At 62.4% G+C, this 19,956-nt stretch carries 21 protein-coding genes; 12 read left to right on the top strand and 9 right to left on the bottom strand.

Going from position 1 to position 19,956, the window contains the following annotated elements; all coding sequences use genetic code 11:
* The first annotated feature begins 2 nt into the window (after positions 1–2).
* From DS839_RS27310 to DS839_RS27300, 3 genes are read left to right on the top strand one after another with little or no spacing between them, the layout of a single operon-like run.
* The gene (locus tag DS839_RS27310) at positions 3–1,244 is read left to right on the top strand and encodes an MFS transporter (protein WP_119273667.1); all 1,242 of its coding nucleotides are present in this window, start codon (positions 3–5) and stop codon (positions 1,242–1,244) included.
* A complete protein-coding gene (gene arsH, locus DS839_RS27305; protein WP_368911947.1) occupies positions 1,238–1,957 on the top strand; it encodes an arsenical resistance protein ArsH in 720 nt (239 codons plus the stop codon). The genes DS839_RS27310 and arsH overlap by 7 nt, the downstream gene beginning before the upstream one ends.
* Positions 1,958–1,959: 2 nt before the next feature.
* A complete protein-coding gene (locus DS839_RS27300) occupies positions 1,960–3,141 on the top strand; it encodes an MFS transporter (protein WP_119273666.1) in 1,182 nt (393 codons plus the stop codon).
* Here DS839_RS27300 and DS839_RS27295 read toward each other — a convergent pair.
* The gene (locus DS839_RS27295) at positions 3,138–4,001 is read right to left on the bottom strand and encodes a LysR family transcriptional regulator (RefSeq protein ID WP_119273665.1); all 864 of its coding nucleotides are present in this window, start codon (positions 3,999–4,001) and stop codon (positions 3,138–3,140) included. The genes DS839_RS27300 and DS839_RS27295 overlap by 4 nt on opposite strands.
* Before the next feature lie 173 nt (positions 4,002–4,174).
* Between DS839_RS27295 and bla the strand changes: the two genes are divergently transcribed.
* The gene (gene bla, locus DS839_RS27290) at positions 4,175–5,059 is read left to right on the top strand and encodes a class A beta-lactamase (RefSeq protein WP_498063232.1); all 885 of its coding nucleotides are present in this window, start codon (positions 4,175–4,177) and stop codon (positions 5,057–5,059) included.
* A gap of 9 nt (positions 5,060–5,068) precedes the next feature.
* On the opposite strand, the gene arsC is transcribed toward bla, so the two are convergent.
* Genes arsC through DS839_RS27260 form a run of 6 tightly spaced genes read right to left on the bottom strand, consistent with a single transcriptional unit; the run spans position 5,069 to position 8,272 of the window.
* The gene (arsC, locus tag DS839_RS27285) at positions 5,069–5,473 is read right to left on the bottom strand and encodes an arsenate reductase (glutaredoxin) (RefSeq protein WP_119273663.1); all 405 of its coding nucleotides are present in this window, start codon (positions 5,471–5,473) and stop codon (positions 5,069–5,071) included.
* Positions 5,470–6,168 (bottom strand): aquaporin, encoded by a 699-nt coding sequence (locus tag DS839_RS27280; protein ID WP_119273662.1) that lies wholly within the window; start codon positions 6,166–6,168, stop codon positions 5,470–5,472. The genes arsC and DS839_RS27280 overlap by 4 nt, the downstream gene beginning before the upstream one ends.
* The gene (locus tag DS839_RS27275) at positions 6,165–6,689 is read right to left on the bottom strand and encodes an arsenate reductase ArsC (protein ID WP_119273661.1); all 525 of its coding nucleotides are present in this window, start codon (positions 6,687–6,689) and stop codon (positions 6,165–6,167) included. Before DS839_RS27275 ends, DS839_RS27280 begins: the two co-directional genes overlap by 4 nt.
* A complete protein-coding gene (locus DS839_RS27270; protein ID WP_119273660.1) occupies positions 6,682–7,038 on the bottom strand; it encodes an ArsR/SmtB family transcription factor in 357 nt (118 codons plus the stop codon). Before DS839_RS27270 ends, DS839_RS27275 begins: the two co-directional genes overlap by 8 nt.
* Positions 7,039–7,061: 23 nt before the next feature.
* Positions 7,062–7,238, bottom strand: a complete 177-nt coding sequence (locus DS839_RS27265; RefSeq protein ID WP_119273659.1) for a DUF1127 domain-containing protein — start codon at positions 7,236–7,238, stop codon at positions 7,062–7,064.
* Positions 7,239–7,261: 23 nt separating this feature from the next.
* Positions 7,262–8,272, bottom strand: coding sequence for a permease (locus DS839_RS27260; RefSeq protein WP_119273658.1), 1,011 nt, complete (start codon positions 8,270–8,272; stop codon positions 7,262–7,264).
* A gap of 73 nt (positions 8,273–8,345) precedes the next feature.
* Here DS839_RS27260 and DS839_RS27255 point away from each other — a divergent pair, with 73 nt between their 5' ends.
* From DS839_RS27255 to DS839_RS27220, 8 genes are all read left to right on the top strand, one after another.
* Entirely contained in the window at positions 8,346–9,215 is an 870-nt protein-coding gene (locus tag DS839_RS27255; protein ID WP_162918838.1) for a LysR substrate-binding domain-containing protein, read from the top strand.
* Positions 9,216–9,374: 159 nt separating this feature from the next.
* Positions 9,375–10,211: a substrate-binding domain-containing protein gene (locus tag DS839_RS27250; protein WP_119273691.1), complete on the top strand. Its 837-nt coding sequence runs from the start codon at positions 9,375–9,377 to the stop codon at positions 10,209–10,211.
* The gene (locus tag DS839_RS27245) at positions 10,208–11,674 is read left to right on the top strand and encodes a sensor histidine kinase (RefSeq protein ID WP_119273656.1); all 1,467 of its coding nucleotides are present in this window, start codon (positions 10,208–10,210) and stop codon (positions 11,672–11,674) included. The genes DS839_RS27250 and DS839_RS27245 overlap by 4 nt, the downstream gene beginning before the upstream one ends.
* Positions 11,664–12,983 (top strand): sigma-54-dependent transcriptional regulator, encoded by a 1,320-nt coding sequence (locus tag DS839_RS27240; protein ID WP_119273655.1) that lies wholly within the window; start codon positions 11,664–11,666, stop codon positions 12,981–12,983. The genes DS839_RS27245 and DS839_RS27240 overlap by 11 nt, the downstream gene beginning before the upstream one ends.
* A 176-nt stretch (positions 12,984–13,159) precedes the next feature.
* Positions 13,160–13,681 carry an arsenate reductase (azurin) small subunit gene (locus DS839_RS27235; RefSeq protein ID WP_119273654.1) on the top strand — a complete coding sequence of 174 codons (522 nt, stop codon included), beginning with the start codon at positions 13,160–13,162 and terminating at the stop codon, positions 13,679–13,681.
* An 11-nt stretch (positions 13,682–13,692) separates the two neighbouring features.
* Positions 13,693–16,164 (top strand): arsenate reductase (azurin) large subunit, encoded by a 2,472-nt coding sequence (locus tag DS839_RS27230; protein ID WP_119273653.1) that lies wholly within the window; start codon positions 13,693–13,695, stop codon positions 16,162–16,164.
* Between the two features lie 74 nt (positions 16,165–16,238).
* Positions 16,239–17,273 carry a GTP 3',8-cyclase MoaA gene (moaA, locus tag DS839_RS27225; protein ID WP_119273652.1) on the top strand — a complete coding sequence of 345 codons (1,035 nt, stop codon included), beginning with the start codon at positions 16,239–16,241 and terminating at the stop codon, positions 17,271–17,273.
* 280 nt (positions 17,274–17,553) lie between these two features.
* A complete protein-coding gene (locus tag DS839_RS27220) occupies positions 17,554–18,102 on the top strand; it encodes a hypothetical protein (protein ID WP_119273651.1) in 549 nt (182 codons plus the stop codon).
* Positions 18,103–18,123: 21 nt separating this feature from the next.
* Here DS839_RS27220 and DS839_RS27215 read toward each other — a convergent pair whose 3' ends face one another.
* Complete coding sequence (locus tag DS839_RS27215) at positions 18,124–18,549, bottom strand: MerR family transcriptional regulator (RefSeq protein WP_119273650.1); 426 nt, start codon at positions 18,547–18,549, stop codon at positions 18,124–18,126.
* A gap of 86 nt (positions 18,550–18,635) precedes the next feature.
* On the bottom strand, positions 18,636–19,823 hold the full coding sequence (locus DS839_RS27210; RefSeq protein WP_162918837.1) for an alpha-D-ribose 1-methylphosphonate 5-triphosphate diphosphatase: 1,188 nt from the start codon (positions 19,821–19,823) through the stop codon (positions 18,636–18,638).
* Between the last annotated feature and the right edge of the window lie 133 nt (positions 19,824–19,956).

Here is a 19,956-nt window from a genome sequence, read left to right as displayed (position 1 = left end):
CCATGGTCGATGACTCGGTTCCCGCGCCTCATCGCGCCGCGTCTGGCGATCGCTGGTCCCTCGCCGTCACCGTCATCGGCCTCGGCATCACTCAGATTCTGGGCTATGGCACGCTCTATTACGCTTTCGCCGTTCTCGAGCCGCAGATCAGCCGCGACTTCGGCTGGCCGTCCTCATGGTCCTTCGGCTGCCTGTCGCTCGCTCTGCTGATGGGCGGGCTCGCCGGCCCCTGGGCCGGTCGCTTCATCGACGAGCGCGGCGCCCGACTGGTGATGGCGCTCGGATCGGTCGCCTCAGCCGCAGCCCTCGTCCTTCTCTCCTTGTCCCAGAATCTCGTCACCTTCGCGCTCGCTCTCATCATCGTCGAGGTCACCTCGGTTCTCGTCCTCTATGACGCGGCCTTCGCCGGCCTCTCCCAGGTCGCCGGCAGCAAGGCGGCGCGGCGCGCCATCACCCAGATGACGCTTCTCGGCGGATTCGCCTCGACCTTCTTCTGGCCGCTCACCCATTATCTCAACGAGCAGATGGACTGGCGCTCCGTCTACCTGATCTTCGCGCTCATCCATCTCGGCCTCTGTCTTCCCCTTCACCTCGTCGTGCTCGGCAAGGCGCGGCCACCCGCCGCCGATGAGACGGCAAGGCGGGAAGACCCGAAAGCCGACGATCCGGTCCTCGAACCGGCCCAGGGTTTTCGCGCCATGCTATGGCTCATCGCCTATTTCTGCCTGACCGGCTTCGTCTATTCGTCCTTCAACATCCACTGGGTGTCGGCGCTTCAGCAGGCAGGCTTCACGGCAGCGGTCGCGGTGGGCGTCGGCGTGCTCATGGGCCCGTCGCAAGTAGCGATCCGTTTCCTCGACATGGTCTTCGGCGGGAACCTCCATCCTTTGACGACGGGCGCGATCTCCTCCGTCTTTCTCGTGGTCGCGCTCGCCGCCTTGCTGGCATCAGGCGTCGGCGTTGTCGGCGCCGTCGTCTTCGCCATCCTCTTCGGCCTGAGCCAGGGCCTGTCCTCGATCGTCAGAGGCACGATCCCCCTCGTCCTCTTTGGCCGCACGGGCTATGGCGCGCGCCTCGGCCGCATATCGGCGATCAGCGTCGCGGTGAAATCCTGCGCGCCTTTCGTCTTCGCTCTTCTGATCGCGAATGCCGGACCCGCTTTCGCTTTCAGCGCCATGGCGGCGCTCGCTGCCTTGTCGCTCATCACCCTCCATTTCATCCCACGCCCGAGACTCCCATGCTGATCGACACGAGCCTGCCCAACATCGTCCATGACGTTTTCATCAAGCCCGACGCTCAAAAGCTCGAACGCGAAGCGACGGGCTCGCGTCCCCGCATCCTGCTTCTCTATGGATCGTTGCGCGCCCGCTCCTACAGCCGGTTCCTGACAGAGGAAGCAGCCCGCTTGCTCGATAGCTTCGGCGCCGAGACCCGGATATTCGATCCCTCGGGCCTGCCGCTGCCCGATGATGCGCCGGCCGATCATCCGAAGGTGCGCGAGCTTCGCAGCCTCACCCAATGGTCCGAGGGCCAGGTCTGGTGCTCGCCGGAGCGCCATGGTTCCATGACCGGCATCATGAAGGCGCAGATCGACTGGATCCCCTTGTCCGTGGGCGCGGTCCGTCCGACCCAGGGCAAGACACTGGCCGTGATGCAGGTGAGCGGCGGATCGCAGTCCTTCAATGCGGTGAACCAGTTGCGCGTGCTCGGCCGGTGGATGCGCATGATCACCATCCCCAACCAGTCTTCCGTCGCCAAGGCCTATGAACAATTCGACGACAGCGGGCGAATGAAGCCTTCCCCCTATTACGATCGCGTGGTGGATGTCATGGAAGAGCTCGTGAAGTTCACCTTGCTGACGCGGGGTGTCTTTGACTATCTGACCGATCGCTACAGCGAAAGAAAGGAAGAGGCCGAGAAGGCGCGCGCGCTGGGCCGGCACCTCAAGGCGATGTGAGCGTGACTCGACCCGAACCGCGACCAGCCCTTGTCATATGCACCCTCGGCGTCTTTCAAATCCTCGCCTGGGGTTCGTCATTCTATCTGCTGGGCGTTCTCGCTCCCGCCATCACGGCCGATACCGGCTGGCCGCCGGCCTTGGTCGTCTCAGGCCTGTCCCTCGCTTTGCTGGCGGCGGGCATCGTATCGCCCAAGGTGGGCCGCACCATTCAACAACATGGCGGCCGGCCGGTGCTTGCGACCAGCTCGGTCCTGCTCGCCGGCGGACTGATTGCCGTCGGCCTCGCCACCACACCGTGGATATATCTCATCGCCTGGCTCCTGATAGGCCTCGGCATGGGCACGGGACTTTATGATCCGGCCTTCGCGACCTTGGGCCGGCAATATGGTCAGTCGGCACGCCGCATGATCACCGCCGTGACGCTCTTCGGCGGTTTTGCCAGCACCATCTGCTGGCCGATCTCGGCGTTTCTCCTGGAGAAGGCCGGCTGGCGGTCGACCTGTTTCGCCTATGCCGCGGCGCATCTGAGCATCGGGCTTCCCGCCTATTGGTTCCTGATGCCGAAGTCGGTGCCGTCGCTGGCGGGGATCGCGAATTCATCCGAAGCAGCCTCTCGCGAGCTTCCGGCGGACAGGCAGACCGTGGCCTTCTGGCTGCTCGGCACCATCCTCACCGTCGGCGCTGCTATCCTCTCGCTCGTCGCCATGCATCTCCTGGTCCTGCTGCAGGAGCGGGGCCTGGGCCTTGGCATGGCGGTGGCGCTCGGCGCGCTGGTCGGCCCCTCGCAGGTCGCCGCCCGAGTGGTCGAACTGCTCGCGGGCCGGCGGTTTCATCCCGTATGGACGATGCTCGTCGGCGTCGTTCTCCTGGCGCTGGGCATCACCCTGCTGTGGCTGGAATTCCCGATCATCGCCCTGGCCCTCATCGCCTATGGCGCGGGCAATGGCATCAGCTCCATCGTGCGCGGCACTGTTCCGCTGGCTCTGTTCGGACCCGGCAATTATGCCATCCTCATGGGCCGTCTCGGCCTGCCGATCCTGCTTGCCATGGCCGCGGCGCCGATCCTCGGCACTGTCCTGATCGATGCCGGGGGCGCAGCGCTGGCCTTTGCCGTGCTCGCAGGCATGTCGCTTGCGAATATTCTGCTCGTCGCCGCCTTGATCCGTTGGTCGCTTCGCTAGATTTGGGCCTGGAGCCACTGGCGGAAAGCCTTCATGGCCTGGGTCTCGGCGCGTGATTTCAGCCGTGTCAGCCAATAGCTGCCGATATCGGCGGTGATCGCGAAAGGTTGGACGATCCTTCCGGCCGCGATGTCGGAAACGAACATGGCGACCGGTACGAGGGCCACGCCCACGCCCCGCGCCGCCGCCTCCACCAGCGTCAATGACGAATCGAACATCCAGCCGCGCAGATTGGGCGGTGCTATCCCTGCCGCCTTGAACCACAGCGGCCATTCATCGATCCGGTAGGATCGCAACAGCTCGACATGGGCAAGATCCGCGGGCTTGCGCAGGCGCTCGCGCAGCGTCGGCGCGCATACGGGAGACAAGGGTGCTGCCATCAGATGCAGGGCGTCCATTCCCTGCCAGGCGCCGTCGCCGAAGCGGATGAAGAAATCGAGCCCGTCAAGCAGGACGTCGGAACGGTTGTTGTTCGTCTTGAGGCGCAGATCCACATGCGGGTGCTGCGCCTTGAACGCGGCGAGGCGCGGCATGAGCCAGCCGATCGCGAAAGTGCCGACCACGCCGACGGTCAGTATTTCGCGGAAATTGCCTTCCTCGAACTGGCTCAAACTGGCGCTCATCCGGCGGAAGGCGTCCGTGAGCACCGGCAGCAAGGCCTGTCCCTCATCGGTGAGCGTGATGCCGCGCGCCAAGCGCTTGAACAAGGTCACGCCGAGGGCCGCTTCGAGCGCGTTCACCTGATGGCTGATGGCCGTCTGCGTGACGCGGAGCTCGAGGCCGGCGCGGGTGAAGCTCAAATGCCGCGCCGAGGCCTCGAAGGCGCGCAGGGCGTTGAGCGGGAGCTGTGAGATTTCCATTGTCGGTCAAGACCAAGTTTAGCTCATGTCTGAACCGAGAATTGATCGTTTGTCTAGGGCAACGCTTATCTTCATAGTTCACTTCCGAGAGATGCCGCTGACCCAACGATAGGGGTCGATGACATCGCTTTTCTCCGACACCCATTCTGAAATGGAAGGCAGGAATGACGATAATGTTGTCCCGTCGGCAAGCCCTTGCCGGCAGTTTATCCACGATCCCGGCGCTTGCCGCATTCGGCGCGGGCGCACAGGCTGAAACCTCGCAAGATGCCGCGGCGAAGCTCGCGGCCCTCGAAGGCCGGCATGCCGGCCGCCTCTGCGTCAGCATTCTCGATCTGGCGAGCGGCAAGCGTGTCGAGCACCGCGCCCATGAGCGCATCCTGATGTGCAGCACCTTCAAGGCACTGGCCGCGGCCCTCGTCCTCTCTCGCGTCGATAAAGGAGAAGAGAAGCTCGACCGGCGCATCACCTTCGCGAAGAAGGACATCCTGCCGGCGTCATCCGTCACGCAGGCGCATGTCGGCGAGCCCGGCATGACCATGGCGGAGCTTTGCGAAGCGACCGTGACCCGCAGCGACAACACGGCCGGAAATCTGATCCTCGCCAGCTTCGGGGGTCCTGCGGGGCTGACCGAATTTTTCCGCAAGCTTGGCGATGATGTGTCGCGTCTCGATCGCATCGAGACCGAGCTCAACTATCATGACGGGCCGGACGATGTTCGCGACACGACGACGGCCAACGCGATGCTGGAGAATCTGCGCAAGCTCCTTTTCACCGATTTCCTCTCGGGTCCCTCGCGTTCGCAACTGGCGGCATGGCTGATCGCCACCAAGACGGGCGACAGCCGCCTGCGCGCCGGCGTCCCCAAGACCTGGCTCGTCGGCGACAAGACCGGCACCAATGGCGACAAATACGGAAACGCCAATGACATCGCCGTCCTGTGGCCGCCCGACCGGTCGCCGCTCATCGTCACGGCCTATTGCGAGATCCCGGCCATACCGGCGGATGAACGCAACGCCGTCATTGCCGAGATCGGCCGGATCGCCGCACAGATCTGAGGAGCTCAATCAGCGCGGCTCGACCACTTCGCCATCTTCCTTGACGAAGCGGCCGATGGCGGGATTGGGCAGGATGTCGAGTACGGCTTCCGACGGCCGGCAGAGCCTGACACCTTTTTCGGTGACGACGATCGGACGGTTGATGAGGATCGGATGCGCCAGCATGAAATCGATCAATTCGTCATCCGTCCATTTCGGATCGTCGAGCCCGAGCTCATGATAGGGCGTGCCCTTCTCGCGCAGCAATGCGCGCACAGGGATATCCATCGCGCCGATCAGCTCGACCAGCTTCTCGCGGCTCGGCGGGTCTTTCAGATATTCGATGATCTTCGGTTCCTCGCCGCTCTGGCGGATCATCGCCAAAGTGTTGCGCGAGGTGCCGCAGGCGGGATTGTGATAGATCGTGACGGTCATGGGCGGACCTTACGAGCGGAGGGGACGGCTTCGCTTTCCGGACGCAGCAGCCACGCCATCAACAGGAAACCGACGACGGCGCCGACCAGTTCGGCCACGATGAAGCCTGGCAAGTCGCCCGGACGAATCCCGGCGAAAGTGTTGGTCAGCGACCGGGCAATCGCCACCGCCGGATTGGCGAAAGAGGTTGAGGCTGTGAACCAGTAAGCGGCGGTAATATAGAGGCCGACGAGCCACGGCACCGACGCGCTGGCGAACCTGATGCCACCGAGGATGGTGGCGATCAGTCCGAAGGCGGCGACGGCTTCGGCGAACCATTGTGCCCCGCCGGTCCGCGTGGTCAGCGAGGCTTCGACGAGAGGAAGCCCGAACATCAGATGCGCCGCGATCGTGCCGGCAATGCCGCCGGCGATCTGGACGATCGTATAGAGCGCCGCCGTGCTCCAGTCGATGTCACGTCTCAGGGCGAAGACGAGCGAGACGGCGGGATTGAAATGCGCGCCCGAAATCGGCCCCAGGATCGTGATCAGCACCACCAGGATGGCGCCCGTCGGCAGCGTATTGCCGAGAAGAGCGAGGGCCGTGTCCGCCGTCAGCTTGTCGGCCATGATGCCGGAGCCTACGACGGTTGCGACCAGGAGACCCGTGCCGAGAGCTTCGGCCGTCAAGCGACGGGAAAGATCAAATCCGTTCATTTACTGCCTTCCGCATCGACGGGTGCTTTGTCCTTGCCAATACTGATCAGGTGCTGCTGCAGGCTCAGCCTGTCAAGGGAGGACATCGGCAGGTTGACGAAGGCGCTGATCCGGTTGCGCAACATGCGATAGGCTTCGGCGAAAGCAAGCCGTTTTTCGGCTTCATTGCCTTCGACCGCCGCTGGATCCTCCATGCCCCAATGCGCCGTCATGGGCTGGCCGGGCCAGACCGGGCAGGCCTCATTGGCCGCCTCGTCGCAGAGGGTGAAGACGAAATCCAGACTCGGAGCTCCCTCCACCGCGAACTCGTCCCAGTCCTTGGAACGGAGATTTTTCGTCGGATGATTGAGCTTCTTGAGAAGATCGAGCGTATAGGGATGAACGAATCCCTTGGGCGTGCTGCCCGCGCTGTAGGCCTTGAACTTGCCTATGCCTTCCCGGTTCAGAATGACCTCGCCCATGATCGATCGCGCGGAATTGCCGGTGCACAGAAACAGCACGTTGAATTGACGGTCACGCATGACGCTTCTCCTTCGGCGCACAACACGGGGTGAGGCCTGAAATCAACGGCGCGCAGATTTCGGGATGGCCGCCACAACAATCCTTCGCCAGATATGTCAAAGCCTGGCTCAGGGTCGCGAGACTGGCGCGATAGATGATGCTGCGGCTTCTTCGTTCCCCCCAGGCGAGCTCCGCCCGCGTCAAGATCGCCAGGTGATTGGACAAGGTGTTGTGAGGGATGCCGAGCGTCTGCGAGATTTCCCCTGCCGCGAGGCCCTCGGGCTCGGCTGCCACCAGCAGGCGAAACACCTCAAGGCGCGTCGCCTGCGCGAGACAGCCCAAAACATCCACAACCCTGATCTTGTCCATATGTCCAGATATGCCGACATATATTACAGTTTTGTGACATCCACGCGCGATCGGGCGCGGCGTTCGTCCTCTCTGTCGATCTCATGAGCCTGTTCGCGCGTGATGCCGAGATCATCGAGCAGATGATCCTCGAGTTTGGACAGAGGCTGACTTCTGCGGCGATTGCCCCGACCATGCAATGTGCGCCGGAGCGCCGACATGATTGATCCGAGCAGACCATCTCTCACGGCAGCAAGGCCCAGGCCGCGTCAAAACCATAGCCGATGGCCAGTGAACCGACCGTGGCCAAAACAACAAACAGCGCGATCGTCGCCGGCCTCAGCACCGCCACGACGGCCATGACACCCCAGATGCTGACCGCACCGCCGGACACAAGAAACGCCATCGCTGCGCCGGGCGACATTCCCGCATCGAGCAATCCGCGAACCAAAGGCAGCGCCGCATAGCCATCGAGATACATCGGTACGCCGACCATGACGGCGAGCGGTATCGCATAGGCCGACTCTTTGCCGACATAGGTCGCCAGGAGGTCCGGCGGCAGCAGGTCGCGCAGCAGGTGTTCTGCGGAGAAGGCGAGACCGAGACAGAGGCCGATCAGCCTGGTCATTGCCAGGAGCTCGCCACGGAAGACCTGCATGCGGGCAGGCTCCCGCCAAATCTGGAAGGAGAAACGCGCCGGCAGGCAGGAGCAGTATTCAGCGCTGCGGGAAGAGCGCAGCGGATGCTCGACCGCACTTGTCCCGGTCAACGCCGCCGTGCCTGCCCCTGCAAACAGGCCAAGGGCAAAGGCCGCGATCGTCTTTCCAATCGCGAAAGCAGGGCCCAGCACCGCCCAAGTGACGGCGAACATCGCAGGGTCGGTAATGGGGGACGAAAGCCAAAATGCCATGATGGGCGCCAGGGGCACACCGGCTGCCAGGAATCCGGTCATCAATGGAAGCACGGTGACGCCGCAAACCGGTGTGACCGTGCCGATGGCCGACGCGACCACGATGGTCGAGACCGGCCGGCCGGCAAACCACTTCGCCGACACGGCGCCGGCTCCGCTCGCGGCGACCCAGGCGGAAAGGACGATGCCGATCGCGATCGTCGGCGCCACGTCCCAGAAATTGACCAGCACGAAGCGCAGCGTCGCATAGGTCTGTTCGGGCCAGGTCAGGCCAAGAACGACGGCGCCCATTGCAGCCACCGACCAGAGCACCGGCTTGTTCAATGCGGGAAGGGCAATATTCATTGCAATCAGCCTAAGAGCCCTCTTCCCATTTGAAAAACAAATAGTATAAATACTAGATATGAGAAAAAACGATATGTTCTTGCCTCAGTTCGACAGCGACCTTTTACGCAGCTTTCTGGCCGTCGCCGAAGCCAGCAGCGTGAGCGGTGGTGCCGCCCGGTTGTTCAGAACGCAGTCCGCCGTCAGTCTCCAGGTCCAAAAGCTCGAGCAAATCGCGGCACAACAGCTGTTCACGCGTCACGGGCGCGGCGTATCGCTGACCCCGCAAGGCGAACAGCTCCTGCCCTTTGCGCGGCAGGTCGTCGAAACGCTCCACCAGGCCCTCATCGCCGTGCGCGGCCCAAGCGACAGGAGCGAGATTCGATTTGGGATGCCCGAAGAATACAGCGACACCCTGCTGCCTTCGATTCTGGCCGGCTTCACGCAAGAACAACCCGGCGTGCGTGTCCTCATGCGCTGCGGCTCCAGCGTCGAGTTCCCGCGTGCGCTTGCGGCGGGCGAACTGGATATCGCCCTTCACGCCCCCGAGATCGTCAGCGCTGACGATGTCGTCGTTCGTCGCGAGAGTGCCCTTTGGGCTGGATCGGCCTTCCATGAGGTCGAGAACCGCCGCCCCTTGCCTGTCGCTCTGTTCGATAGAGCTTGCTGGTGGCGCGAGCGCTGTCTCGATCTGCTTCAGAAAGCCGGCGTCGACTACGAAATCGTCTGCACCTGTGAGAGCGTCGCCGGCATCCGGGCGGCGATCTCGTCCGGCATCGCCGTCGGCGTCTTGCCGCATAGCGCGTTCACCGATCGGATCAGGCGCCTGTCGAAGACCGACCTCCCCCAGCTCGGTGAAACGACCCTTGTCCTGACGCGCTCATCAGCCGCGCCGGCTCGCCTTGCCGACAGCCTGTCGGCTATTTTCTTGAAGGCGTTTCGAATGCTGGAAACACCAGCCTAGCCGTTGTGCGATGCAAAATCCGGCACGAGCGGGTTGTCGCATTCGGGTGGAGTTGGAACCGGGCCCACCACGGCCTATCATCTTGTCATGCGCTATCCGTCGAGCCCCATCGCCAGACGAACGAGGGCATACAAGGCCAGACTTTCGCGGCGTATGTTCATGGCCGGTCCTGCCGCCCTCATCGGCGCGATGGCGACACGAACGCATGCCGCCGAGCAAAGCCTCAATTTCGGTCTGACGCCCGTCTTCCTGACCAACGATCTCGAGCTGCTGACGAAGCTCAAGTCCTATCTCGAGCGCAGCACCGGCTATGCGGTCCAGCTCGTGCAAAGACGGACCTATGAGGAAATCACCTCCCTGCTCCTGTCTGGCCAGCTGCATGCCGCATGGATTTGCGGCTATCCCTTCGTGCAGTATCGCGACCGGCTGTCGCTCGTTGCCGTGCCGGTGTGGAACGGGAAGCCGCTCTATCGGTCCTATCTGATCATTCCCAAGGACCGGGATGTGACGACCGTCGAGCAATTGAAGGGCGATCTCCACGCCTTTTCCGACCCGAACAGCAATTCGGGCTATCTGGTGACCGCCGCGTTGCTCGCCCGCCAGAAGCTGCGGCCGGAGCAGTTCTTCCGGCAGACCTTCTTCACCTACGGGCACCGGAATGTCGTTCGGGCCGTCGCCGCCGGACTGGCGCAAAGCGGCAGCGTCGATGGCTATGTCTGGGAAGTGATGTCCGCCATCGAGCCTGATCTCACGAGCCGGACCAAAATCCTTCGCGAATCGGAACTGCTCGGCTTTCCGCCGATCGCCTGCACCAGCATCGAGCGGCAGAAGGACAGCGTCGTCGCCGTCAATCGAGCGCTGGTGGACATGGCGTATGATCCGGAAGGCCGCGACATCTTGCGCCTGCTGCGGCTCGACGGCTTCAGCAATCAAGAGTCGCGTCTCTTCGATACGATCGCGGAAGAAATGACCCTGGTGCGGAGTCTCGGAGCATGACCGGCGGCCAGCTCAGGGCGATCGTGAACCCCCTGCAATGGCCGATCACGGTCAAGGTCCCGATGTTCGTCGTGCTGCTGATGGTCATCATCAGCGCCGTCCTCACCAATCGTGTCCTTGCCAGGCTCGCGGAGACACAGGAACGGCATCTCGGGCAACTCGCCTCGGCCTATCTCGACGGTCTCTCGGCGTCCCTCATCCCTTCGGTCGTTCGCGAAGACATCTGGGAAGTGTTCGACATCCTCGACCGCTCGCGCGAGCGCTATCGCGGCCTCAATGTGGAATGGACGGTGGTGACGAACGGGAACAATCGCGTTCTCGCGGCGAGCGATCCCGTCCGCTTCCCCTCGGACAGGCCACTCGGGCAAGACATGCTGTCCTGGTTTCCCGGTGCGGGAGTCGAGCTCGCGGAGCAATTGACGACCGCCTATCTCGCACGGCCCCTGACCTATCAGGATCGCGAAATAGGCCACATATACGCCGTTGCCGACATTCGTCCGCTCCTTGAGGAACGATCCGAGGTTTTCGCGACCCTCGTCCTCACCAACGTGCTTCTCACCGTGGTGCTCGCAGCCATTGGCTATTACGGCGTGCGCCGCATGGTTCAGCCGGTCAGGATCCTTTCCGTGCATCTCGACCGCAGCACCCAGGGGCCGCTCGAATCCATCCCCGAAACGGCCGTCGGCTCCCATGGCGGTGAATTCCGCCGGCTCTTCACACGCTACAATGCGCTGGCGCGCGCCGTGAACGAAAGAGAAGAGCTGACGGCGAAGCTCGCTGAAGAGGAGAAGCTCGCGAGCCTCGGGCGGCTGGCTTCCGGTCTCGCGCACGAGATCAATAATCCCTTGGGGGGCATGTTCAACGCGCTCGATTCGCTGCGCCGCCATGGCGATCGCGAAGGCGTCCGCGCCACCTCCACGCGGCTTCTCGAGCAGGGATTGGCGGGCATTCGCGACCTGGTGCGATCGACATTGGCCGTTTACCGCGACGACGGTCGCGCCCGCAACCTCACGCCCGGCGATATCAACGATCTGCGGCTGCTGATAGAACCCGAGATCAAGCGCAAACGCCTGGACGTCCGCTGGGCCAATGAAGTTGCGGCGTCCACGCCATTGCCGGCGGCGCCGATACGCGATGCCATCCTCAATATCCTGCTGAACGCGTGTGAGGCCTGTCCCGAAGGCGGGACGATTTCGCTCATGGCGCGCACCGACGGAAAGGCTGCGCTCTTCGAGGTTGCAGATAGCGGTCCGGGGCTGCCGCGTCATCTGAAGGAATATCTGGAGCGCCCGGACGCCGGCTCGCCCCCGCTCGGCCGCCGATCGGGCCTCGGTCTCTGGATGGTCAAGCGCCTCTGCCAGGAACGGGCCGGCAGGGTCTATGCATTGGACAGCGATCATGGCGGCACCCTCATCAGGCTGGTGATGCCGTTTGCGGATGAGGAGCTGAAGCATGTCGCTTGAAGGCCGCATCATCGGGCTTGTCGAGGATGATCCGATCATGGGGGAATCGCTGGTCCAGAGCCTGTCGCTGGAAGGCTGCCACGTCGACTGGTGGACGACCGGCAACGAGGCGCTCCGCGGTTTGCGCGCCAGCAGCCCCGATCTCGTCGTCTGCGACATATGCCTGCCGGATACGAATGGCGAAGCTCTCTACCGGCAACTGGCGGCAACGTCCCTCGTCCCGCCTTTCCTGTTCGTGACCGCCTTCGGCAATATCGATCAGGCGGTATCGTTGATGCGGGCCGGCGCCGGCGACTATGTGACCAAGCCTTTTGAGATGAGCGGGTTCATCGAGCGCGCGCAGTCGCTCATCCAGCGCCATCCGATTGGCCGGAAGGAGGATGCCCTCGGCATCTCGGCCGCCATGCGGGACGTCGAGACGGCGATCCGGCGGATAGCCAATCTGACGAGCCCGCTGCTCATCACGGGGGAAACCGGCAGTGGAAAGGAAGTTTGCGCGCGGTTCCTGCATGGTACCTCGGCGCGTTCGAAAGAGCCGTTCATCGCCGTGAACTGCGCCGCCATCCCTTCGGATCGCATGGACGTCGAGCTGTTCGGCAGCAAAGGCTCGGGCGGGCAAGGTTTTCATCGTGGCTTTGCCGAGCGGGCGCGCGGCGGCATTCTCTTTCTCGACGAGGTCTGCGAGCTGCCCTTGGGCCTCCAGGCCAAGCTGCTGCATCTCGTCGAGGCGCGCGAATTCCACCGCCTCGGCGGCGAGCAGCTTGTCCAGTTCCACGGCCGCATCATTTGCGCCACCAACGCCAATCTGAGAGAGGCCGTGGAGCTCGAGAGATTCCGGCGGGATCTTTATTACCGGATCAATGGCATTCGCATCGAGGTTCCGCCGCTCAGGCAGCGCGCGGAAGACATCCCTTGGCTGCTCGACCTGTTCTTCGAGCGTTTCAAGGGCGACGGGCAGAGCCATCTGCGCGGCATCAGCACGATGGTCCATGAAATGGCGCATGAGCATGCCTGGCCCGGCAATGTGCGCGAATTGCGCAACCGGATGGAACGCGCCGCCGCCATGGCCATGGGCGACTGGATCATGCCGGCCGACATGTTTCCCGACTTCGAATCCGGCTTGCATCCGATGCTGGCCGCCTTCTCCACTCTGGCCGAGGTCCGCGAATCCGCCGAGCGCCGGCAGATCGAGCGCGCGCTCAAGCAGACCGATGGACAGATCATCGAGGCGGCGAAGCTCCTCGACATTTCCCGCACCACGCTGTGGGAGAAGATGCGACGGCTCTATATCTCCGGCTACAACGAGTAACGGTTCGGAAATCCCGACCTTCGGCACTGCGTCATGTTCGGATTTCCGAACATCGCTTTTGCCAAAGGGTTGATTTTGCGGCTGTCGTGTTCTTGTGCACTGCAAAAAGGCCGCGCCGTCCCTGACGCGTAGCATCCCACAATCGCACAACTCGTGTGCAGTGGGAGGTCGTCATCATGAAGCGATGTGACAAGCTTGCGGAAGTCGGACGTCGTCGATTCCTGTCGGGGGCATTTGCGGTGGCTGCGGCTGTCCCCGCGGCGTCTGTCTTTCCAGAGAAGGCAAAAGCCGCGGTTCCTGGCGCGAGAGTAAACTACCCGTCTAACCGGCTTGCCAATATTTCTGAACTCAAACCGGATGAAGCATTGCAAGTGAATTATCCGGACGAGGACGCGCCTGGTGTTCTCCTCAAGCTCGGCAAGCGCGTGGAAGGTGGTGCCGGACCCGACGGCGACGTCGTCGGTTTTTCGACCATCTGCCCGCACAAGGGCTTCCCGCTCAACTATAACGCCGAAAATCACACAATGAATTGTCCCGGCCACTATTCAGTCTTCGATTGCGAGGCTGGAGGCCAGGAAGTGTGGGGCCAGGCGACACAGAACCTGCCGCAATACATGCTGCGCGTCGATGGCAAGGGCGACATCTATGCGGAAGGCATCGATGAACTCCTCTACGGCCGTCTGTCCAATGTGCTCTGAGGGAGGAAGCCATGGTATTCAAAAGTAATATAGGTCGTCTGCCCATCATTCCCGCAGACGCCAAAAAGTTCAACGTGACCTGTCATTACTGCATCGTGGGCTGCGGCTATCACGCCTACACTTGGCCCGTGAACAAGCAGGGCGGTACAGCGCCAGGCGAAAACATCTTCGGCGTCGACCTGTCGAAACAGCAAGAGCCGGATACGGTCGCATGGTACTCGCCGTCCATGTACAATATCGTCAAGCAGGACGGGAAGGACGTGCATCTCGTCATCAAGCCCGACAAGGATTGCGTGGTGAATAGTGGGTTGGGCTCGGTGCGTGGCGCCCGCATGGCCGAGAATCGTCGTTCCGACATCACGGGGACGCAACAGCAGCGTCTCACAGGGCCAATGATCTGGCGCTACGGCACTTGGCAGCCGACGAGTTGGAATGACGCGCTCGATCTCGTGGCAAGAGTCACCGCACGCGTCATCGACAAGGATAATGAGAACGATCTCTTCGTCTCGATGTTCGATCATGGCGGTTCGGCCGGGGGCTATGAGAACACCTGGGGCACCGGCAAGCTTTATTTCGGTTCGATGAAGGTGAAGAATTGCCGTATTCACAACCGGCCGGCCTACAACTCCGAAGTCCATTCGACCCGCGACATGGGCGTTGGCGAACTTAACTACTGCTACGAGGACTATGAGTTGACCGATACGATCTTCCTGATCGGCGCCAACTCGCTCGAGACTCAAACCAATCTCTTCCTCAATCACATGGTTCCGGGCATTCGGAAAGGGGCCAAGGTCATCATCGTCGATCCAAGGCGGACGGTCACGGTCAATGCCTGCGAGGTGGAAGCTGGCAAGGACAACGTCCTCTACCTGCAAATTACTTCCGGTACCGATCTCGCCTTGTTCAACACGCTCTTCACTTACATCACCGACCAGGGCTGGATCGACAAGGACTTCATCGCCAACTCGACCTTCCCGGGCGACGTGGCGCAGCCTCAGGATGAAGCACACCCCGCGGCGCTCGGTGGCTTCGAAGCCGCGCGTGCCGGGTGCAAGATGTCGCTTGCCGACGGCGCTAAGATCTGCGGTGTTTCCGAAGCGGATATTGTGAAAGCCGCCGAGTGGATCGCCAAACCAAAGGATGACGGTTCGCGCCGCAAGTGCGTGACAGCCTATGAAAAAGGCATCATCTGGGGCAACGACAATTACCGCACCATCGGGGCGCTTGTGAACATCGCGCTCGCCACCGGCAATGTCGGCCGCGAGGGAGGCGGTGTGTGCCGACTTGGCGGCCATCAGGAGGGGTACATGCGGCCGTCTGATGCCCATGTGGGTCGTCCGGCCCCCTACATCGATCAGTTGCTGATCGCTGGCGAAGGCAAGGTGCACCATGTCTGGGCCAACGACCACTACAAGACGACGCTGAACGCCAGTGTGTTCAAGCGGGAGTACAACCGCCGCACCAATATGGTGAAGGAAGCGATGGATGCGCGCCCCGGAGCCACCCGCGAGGAGTTGGTCGAAGCCATCGTTGCAGCGATCGAGGCCGGTGGTCTCTTCTCGGTGAACATCGACATCGTTCACAGCCAGATCGGCCAGGCGGCTCATGTGATCCTGCCGGCGGTAGAATCGGGCGAGATGAATTTGACTTCCATGAATGGCGAGCGGCGCATGCGGCTGGTTGAGAAATACATGGATGGCCCCGGTTCGGCCAAGCCTGACTGCCTGATCGCTGCCGGCATCGCCCAGCACCTCGAAGCTGTTCTGCGCGAGCAAGGCCGCAATGAGTACGCAGACCAGTTCAAAGGCTTCGACTGGAAGACCGAGGAAGACGCCTTCATGGATGGCTACTATGCCAACACCGGCAAGATCGTCACCTATGAGCGACTGCGGGCGATGGGCACAAACGGCGTTCAGGAGCCGGTCGTCGACTTCAAGGATGGCAAGCTGATCGGGACGAAGCGTCTCTATGCGGACGGCAAGTTCGACCGGCACGGCCGCGATGACAAAAAGGCGTTATTCCTTGCTGGAGCTTGGCGCGGGCTTCAAGCGCCGGGCAAGGCCTCGCAGCGGGACAGCTATGCTTTTCTCATCAACAACGGTCGGTCCAACATCAACTGGCAGAACTGGTTCCTCGACAGGGACAACGACTTTGTCTCGGACCGCTTCCCCTATCCCTACATTCAGATCAATCCTGAGGACATGAAAGATCTGGGGCTCAAGGCGGGCGATCTGGTCGAGGTCTACAACGACGTCGGTGCGACCCAGGCCATGGTCTATCCCGAGCCCACGGCCCGGCGAAAGGAGACGTTCATGCTCTTCGGCGCCGAAAGCGGGGCACAGGGCAACGTCGTCAATGCCGGAGTCAACGAACTGATCCTGCCGAACTACAAGCAGACTTGGGCGAACATCCGGAAGATCTCGGATGCGCCTGCCTCGGTGGCGAACCTGTCGTTCAAGTCCTGGAATTACGCCGCCTCATAGCGATGTTAGCGGTGCGGCCTGGCAGTCTATGCCGGGCTGCATTCTGATTTGTGGTTTGCCGGGGTCGCCCTGATATGAATCTGATCTCCCAGCCCTTTGTTGCGGCCGGTGCTGCGCCGATGATCGATTCGTTCGGCCGCACCATTACCTATTTGCGCGTTTCGGTGACCGATCGCTGCGACTTCCGCTGTGTGTACTGCATGGCGGAAGACATGACCTTCCTGCCCAAGAAAGAGCTTCTTTCGATCGAGGAGCTTGAAAGAATTTGCGAGGCGTTCATCGCGCGCGGCGTGCGCAAGATCAGGCTCACCGGCGGCGAGCCCCTGGTGCGGCGCAATGTCATGTCGCTGATCGAAAGTCTGGGCCGGCATGTGAAATCGGGCGGGCTCGACGAGCTCACCCTCACCACCAATGGCAGCCAACTCGCCCGCTTTGCCGGCGAGCTCCACGATTATGGCGTGCGGCGCATCAATGTCTCGGTCGACACGCTGGACGAGCAGAAGTTCCGCACCATCACCCGCTGGGGCGACCTTAAGAAGGTGAAAGAAGGCATTGCCGCCGCCCGGAAGGCCGGGCTTGCCATCAAGATCAATGTGGTGGCGCTCAAGGGCGTCAATGACGACGAGATCCCGGAGATGATCCGCTGGGCGCATGGCGAAGGCATGGACCTGACGCTCATCGAGACCATGCCCTTGGGCGACATCGACGGCGACCGCACCGAGCAATATCTGCCGCTGTCGGTGCTGCGTGCCGGCCTCATGGACCAGTTCACGCTCGAAGACATCCCCTACAAGACCGGCGGGCCGGCGCGCTATATGCAGGTCAAGGAGACGGGCGGACGTCTGGGCTTCATCACGCCCCTCACCCATAATTTCTGCGAGAGCTGCAACCGCGTGCGCCTCACTTGCACCGGCACGCTCTTCATGTGCCTCGGCCAGGAAGACGCCGCCGACCTGCGGGCGCCGTTGCGGGCCTCGGAAGGTAACGAGCTTCTCGATGCGGCGATCGACGAAGCGATCTCGCGCAAGCCCAAGGGCCACGATTTCATCATCGACCGGCGCCACAACAAGCCGGCGCTGTCGCGCCATATGAGCGTCACCGGCGGCTGACCCGTTCACTGGCAGCCTTGAATGTGTCCGGTCATGACCGAACAGCAGAATGCCTCTTGACATCGTGGGCCAAAGCGTAGTTTGGAAAATATCAGAATCGAGAACCGTATGCCCGGAGTTCATGGCCGGCCTTGATCCGACCGCAGCTGCTGCCAGGCACATTGTTTTTTACTTGCCGCACTTGCAAAGGTCCGCGAGCCGGACTTGGTGCTTTTCTGCCGCTCCTGCTTTTCCCGGTGGCCAAAGGACCGGTACTTCCCGTCCCAGAAGGAACTGTCACGTGACGAGTACGCCCTGCCAAAGCGCAGCATTCGACCGCATCGTCGTGTCATGGGCGGCGAAGATCGCCGAGTTCTTCGCCGTCATCGTCGAAACCATCCTGACGATTGCCGAAAATGTCCACGACACCTTGCATGAGCTAAGCACTTCTTGCTGGAGGGCCGGACCGCGGCTCCCGGCGCTGCGGCCGGTGCTGTCTCGCCCGATGATGCCGAAGCTTGGGTTCCTGCTGCCTTCGGCAAGTGTGCGCCATAGCTTCGCGCGCGAGCGTTCGCCCGAACTCAATGACGCCGTCAGATGTGTGCTCACTGCTGCTATCGGGGCAGCGCTCGCGCGGATCACCGGCAACCGCAGGATCGATCTCGATGTCTCCCTGGTCTCTCTGTCCGCATGGATGCGCGAAACCCGCCAAGTCGCTGCAATTGGTGATGCCGAGGAAGAGCTCATGATCTCTAAGATACTGAGGCAAAGGATATTGAAAGGATATTGGAAGCGAGAGGCATGCATGTCCCCACGTAAACAGCCGGTGCGGTTTTGCGCCCGTTCGTGAATCCCTTCCAGCAATGGACCACTAACCGTGGGCGATCGCCTCGATGACCGGGCATTTCGGCACCTTGCCGCCGGTGCATTGTGCGATGGTCGACGACAGCAGCTGATCGAGCCGTTGCAGGTCGCGGATCTTCCCGCGGATCACCGCCAGGTGATTCTCGGCAAGGGTCTTCACTTCGTCGCATGATGTCAGCTCGCCTGAGGACAGCGACAGGAGCGTGCGCACTTCGCGCTGCGAGAAGCCTATTTCCCGCGCCCGCCGGACGAAATTCAGCCGGGCGAGATCGGCGGCGGAAAACAGCCGATGACCGCCGGTTGTCCGCTCGGGCGGGGTCAAAAGCCCGATGCGCTCGAAATACCTGATCGTCTCGACGCGGACGCCCGAAAGCGCCGCCAGCTCGCCGATCGTATGAGACTCGCCGTGCGGCTTTGTGCTGTTTCGACTCATGGGGGGCCCCTTGAATCAGTTGCCCCGGCGGAATGCATGGTATCACTCTGATGAGCCTTGCAAAGCCCCCAAACGCCTCGCTCGCCTTATTGGCGGAAAGCCGGTTGGAGGGCTTCGCCTCTCCGAAATCCCGGCGCATCGAAGACCACGCGCCCGCCGGCGATCGTGGTGCGCACCGCCGGCAGCTCGCCTGATGGCGCGGATACGATGACGATATCGGCGCGCTTGCCGATGTCGAGGCTGCCGCGGTCATAGAGGCCGCAGGCTTGCGCCGGATTGAGCGACACCAGGGACCAGGCCTCGTCAAGGCCGAGATCGCCAATTGCCGCCAGCCGGAAGGCCGCATGCAGGAGGGCTGGATAGTAATAGTCCGAGGCCAGGATGGTGCAGCGGCCGGCAAGGACGGCCGACGTCGCATCGAGGGCGCCATTATGGCTGCCGCCGCGCACGACATTCGGCGCGCCGAGCACGATCGGATCGCCCGCTTCCGTGGCGCTCGCAATCGCTTCCTCGGTCATCGGGAACTCGGCGATGCCCGCCCCGAGGCCGCGATAGAAGCCGCGCTCTTCCGCCGTCATATCGTCATGCGAGAGCATGGCCACGCCATTGCTCCTGGCGATCAGCGCCATGCGGCCGATCGCCTCTTTCACGGCATGGCCGCGGCCTGCCGCCTCCTCGAGCAGTTGTCCATACTCCTCGGCCGTCACCGCCGCCCGGTCGGCGGACGTCTTGATCTTCGCAAGCTTCCGCGTGCCGTTGAGGCTCGGTGTCGTGTGATCGTTGAAGGCGAGAAGCGGCTTGCGCCTCCGCTCCAGCCAGTCCGCGACGGTTTCCATCTCCCGATGCGCGAAGGTCTCCCAGCGGATATGGAGGCGGTGATCGCAGGCGAGACGGCCATCCAAGGCATCGAGCGTGGCGACGATCTCCTCGGCGCTGGCGAGGCCGCGCAAGCCCGGCTCCCACGACACGGTTATGCCGTGATAGGCGGTGGTGATCCCATTGGCGGCGAGTTGGCGATCCGTCTCCATGAAAGCGACGTCGAGCGGAAAGCGCGCTTGCGGACGCGGCAGGATCTGGCGCTCGAAGGCATCGCCATGAATGTCGACGATGCCGGGAAGGATGACGGCGCCCTCGGCGTCGATCACCGCGGCATCGTCCCGTGGCACGACCGACGCAATGTCGGCGATTTCGCCGGCCTCGATCCTGATCTCCGCTTCGACAAGGCCGAGGGCCGGGCGAAGGACTTTTCCACCACGAATCACGAATGCTGTCATGCCGGTCAACCCGATGAGAAGCGCCGGTTTTGTCCAGTTTGATGACAGCTGCATGACCGCCCTTACACATATCTGTCATGTCGCGATGATCAGCTTTCAAAGGAACGACTCAATGCCGTGAGACACCGCAGGG

Source organism: Taklimakanibacter deserti, assembly GCA_003574785.1.
This window is presented reverse-complemented; position numbering and strand designations above follow the sequence as displayed.

What these genes read in the sequence shown, in the direction of transcription:
- DS839_RS27310 (WP_119273667.1), top strand. Translation starts at nt 3, where the DNA reads ATGGTCGATGACTCGGTTCCCGCGCCTCATCGCGCCGCGTCTGGCGAT.
- arsH (WP_368911947.1), top strand. Translation starts at nt 1,238, where the DNA reads ATGCTGATCGACACGAGCCTGCCCAACATCGTCCATGACGTTTTCATC.
- DS839_RS27295 (WP_119273665.1), bottom strand. Translation starts at nt 4,001, where the DNA reads ATGGAAATCTCACAGCTCCCGCTCAACGCCCTGCGCGCCTTCGAGGCC.
- bla (WP_498063232.1), top strand. Translation starts at nt 4,175, where the DNA reads ATGTTGTCCCGTCGGCAAGCCCTTGCCGGCAGTTTATCCACGATCCCG.
- arsC (WP_119273663.1), bottom strand. Translation starts at nt 5,473, where the DNA reads ATGACCGTCACGATCTATCACAATCCCGCCTGCGGCACCTCGCGCAAC.
- DS839_RS27280 (WP_119273662.1), bottom strand. Translation starts at nt 6,168, where the DNA reads ATGAACGGATTTGATCTTTCCCGTCGCTTGACGGCCGAAGCTCTCGGC.
- DS839_RS27275 (WP_119273661.1), bottom strand. Translation starts at nt 6,689, where the DNA reads ATGCGTGACCGTCAATTCAACGTGCTGTTTCTGTGCACCGGCAATTCC.
- DS839_RS27270 (WP_119273660.1), bottom strand. Translation starts at nt 7,038, where the DNA reads ATGGACAAGATCAGGGTTGTGGATGTTTTGGGCTGTCTCGCGCAGGCG.
- DS839_RS27265 (WP_119273659.1), bottom strand. Translation starts at nt 7,238, where the DNA reads ATGTCGGCGCTCCGGCGCACATTGCATGGTCGGGGCAATCGCCGCAGA.
- DS839_RS27260 (WP_119273658.1), bottom strand. Translation starts at nt 8,272, where the DNA reads ATGAATATTGCCCTTCCCGCATTGAACAAGCCGGTGCTCTGGTCGGTG.
- DS839_RS27255 (WP_162918838.1), top strand. Translation starts at nt 8,346, where the DNA reads ATGTTCTTGCCTCAGTTCGACAGCGACCTTTTACGCAGCTTTCTGGCC.
- DS839_RS27250 (WP_119273691.1), top strand. Translation starts at nt 9,375, where the DNA reads ATGGCCGGTCCTGCCGCCCTCATCGGCGCGATGGCGACACGAACGCAT.
- DS839_RS27245 (WP_119273656.1), top strand. Translation starts at nt 10,208, where the DNA reads ATGACCGGCGGCCAGCTCAGGGCGATCGTGAACCCCCTGCAATGGCCG.
- DS839_RS27240 (WP_119273655.1), top strand. Translation starts at nt 11,664, where the DNA reads ATGTCGCTTGAAGGCCGCATCATCGGGCTTGTCGAGGATGATCCGATC.
- DS839_RS27235 (WP_119273654.1), top strand. Translation starts at nt 13,160, where the DNA reads ATGAAGCGATGTGACAAGCTTGCGGAAGTCGGACGTCGTCGATTCCTG.
- DS839_RS27230 (WP_119273653.1), top strand. Translation starts at nt 13,693, where the DNA reads ATGGTATTCAAAAGTAATATAGGTCGTCTGCCCATCATTCCCGCAGAC.
- moaA (WP_119273652.1), top strand. Translation starts at nt 16,239, where the DNA reads ATGAATCTGATCTCCCAGCCCTTTGTTGCGGCCGGTGCTGCGCCGATG.
- DS839_RS27215 (WP_119273650.1), bottom strand. Translation starts at nt 18,549, where the DNA reads ATGAGTCGAAACAGCACAAAGCCGCACGGCGAGTCTCATACGATCGGC.
- DS839_RS27210 (WP_162918837.1), bottom strand. Translation starts at nt 19,823, where the DNA reads ATGACAGCATTCGTGATTCGTGGTGGAAAAGTCCTTCGCCCGGCCCTC.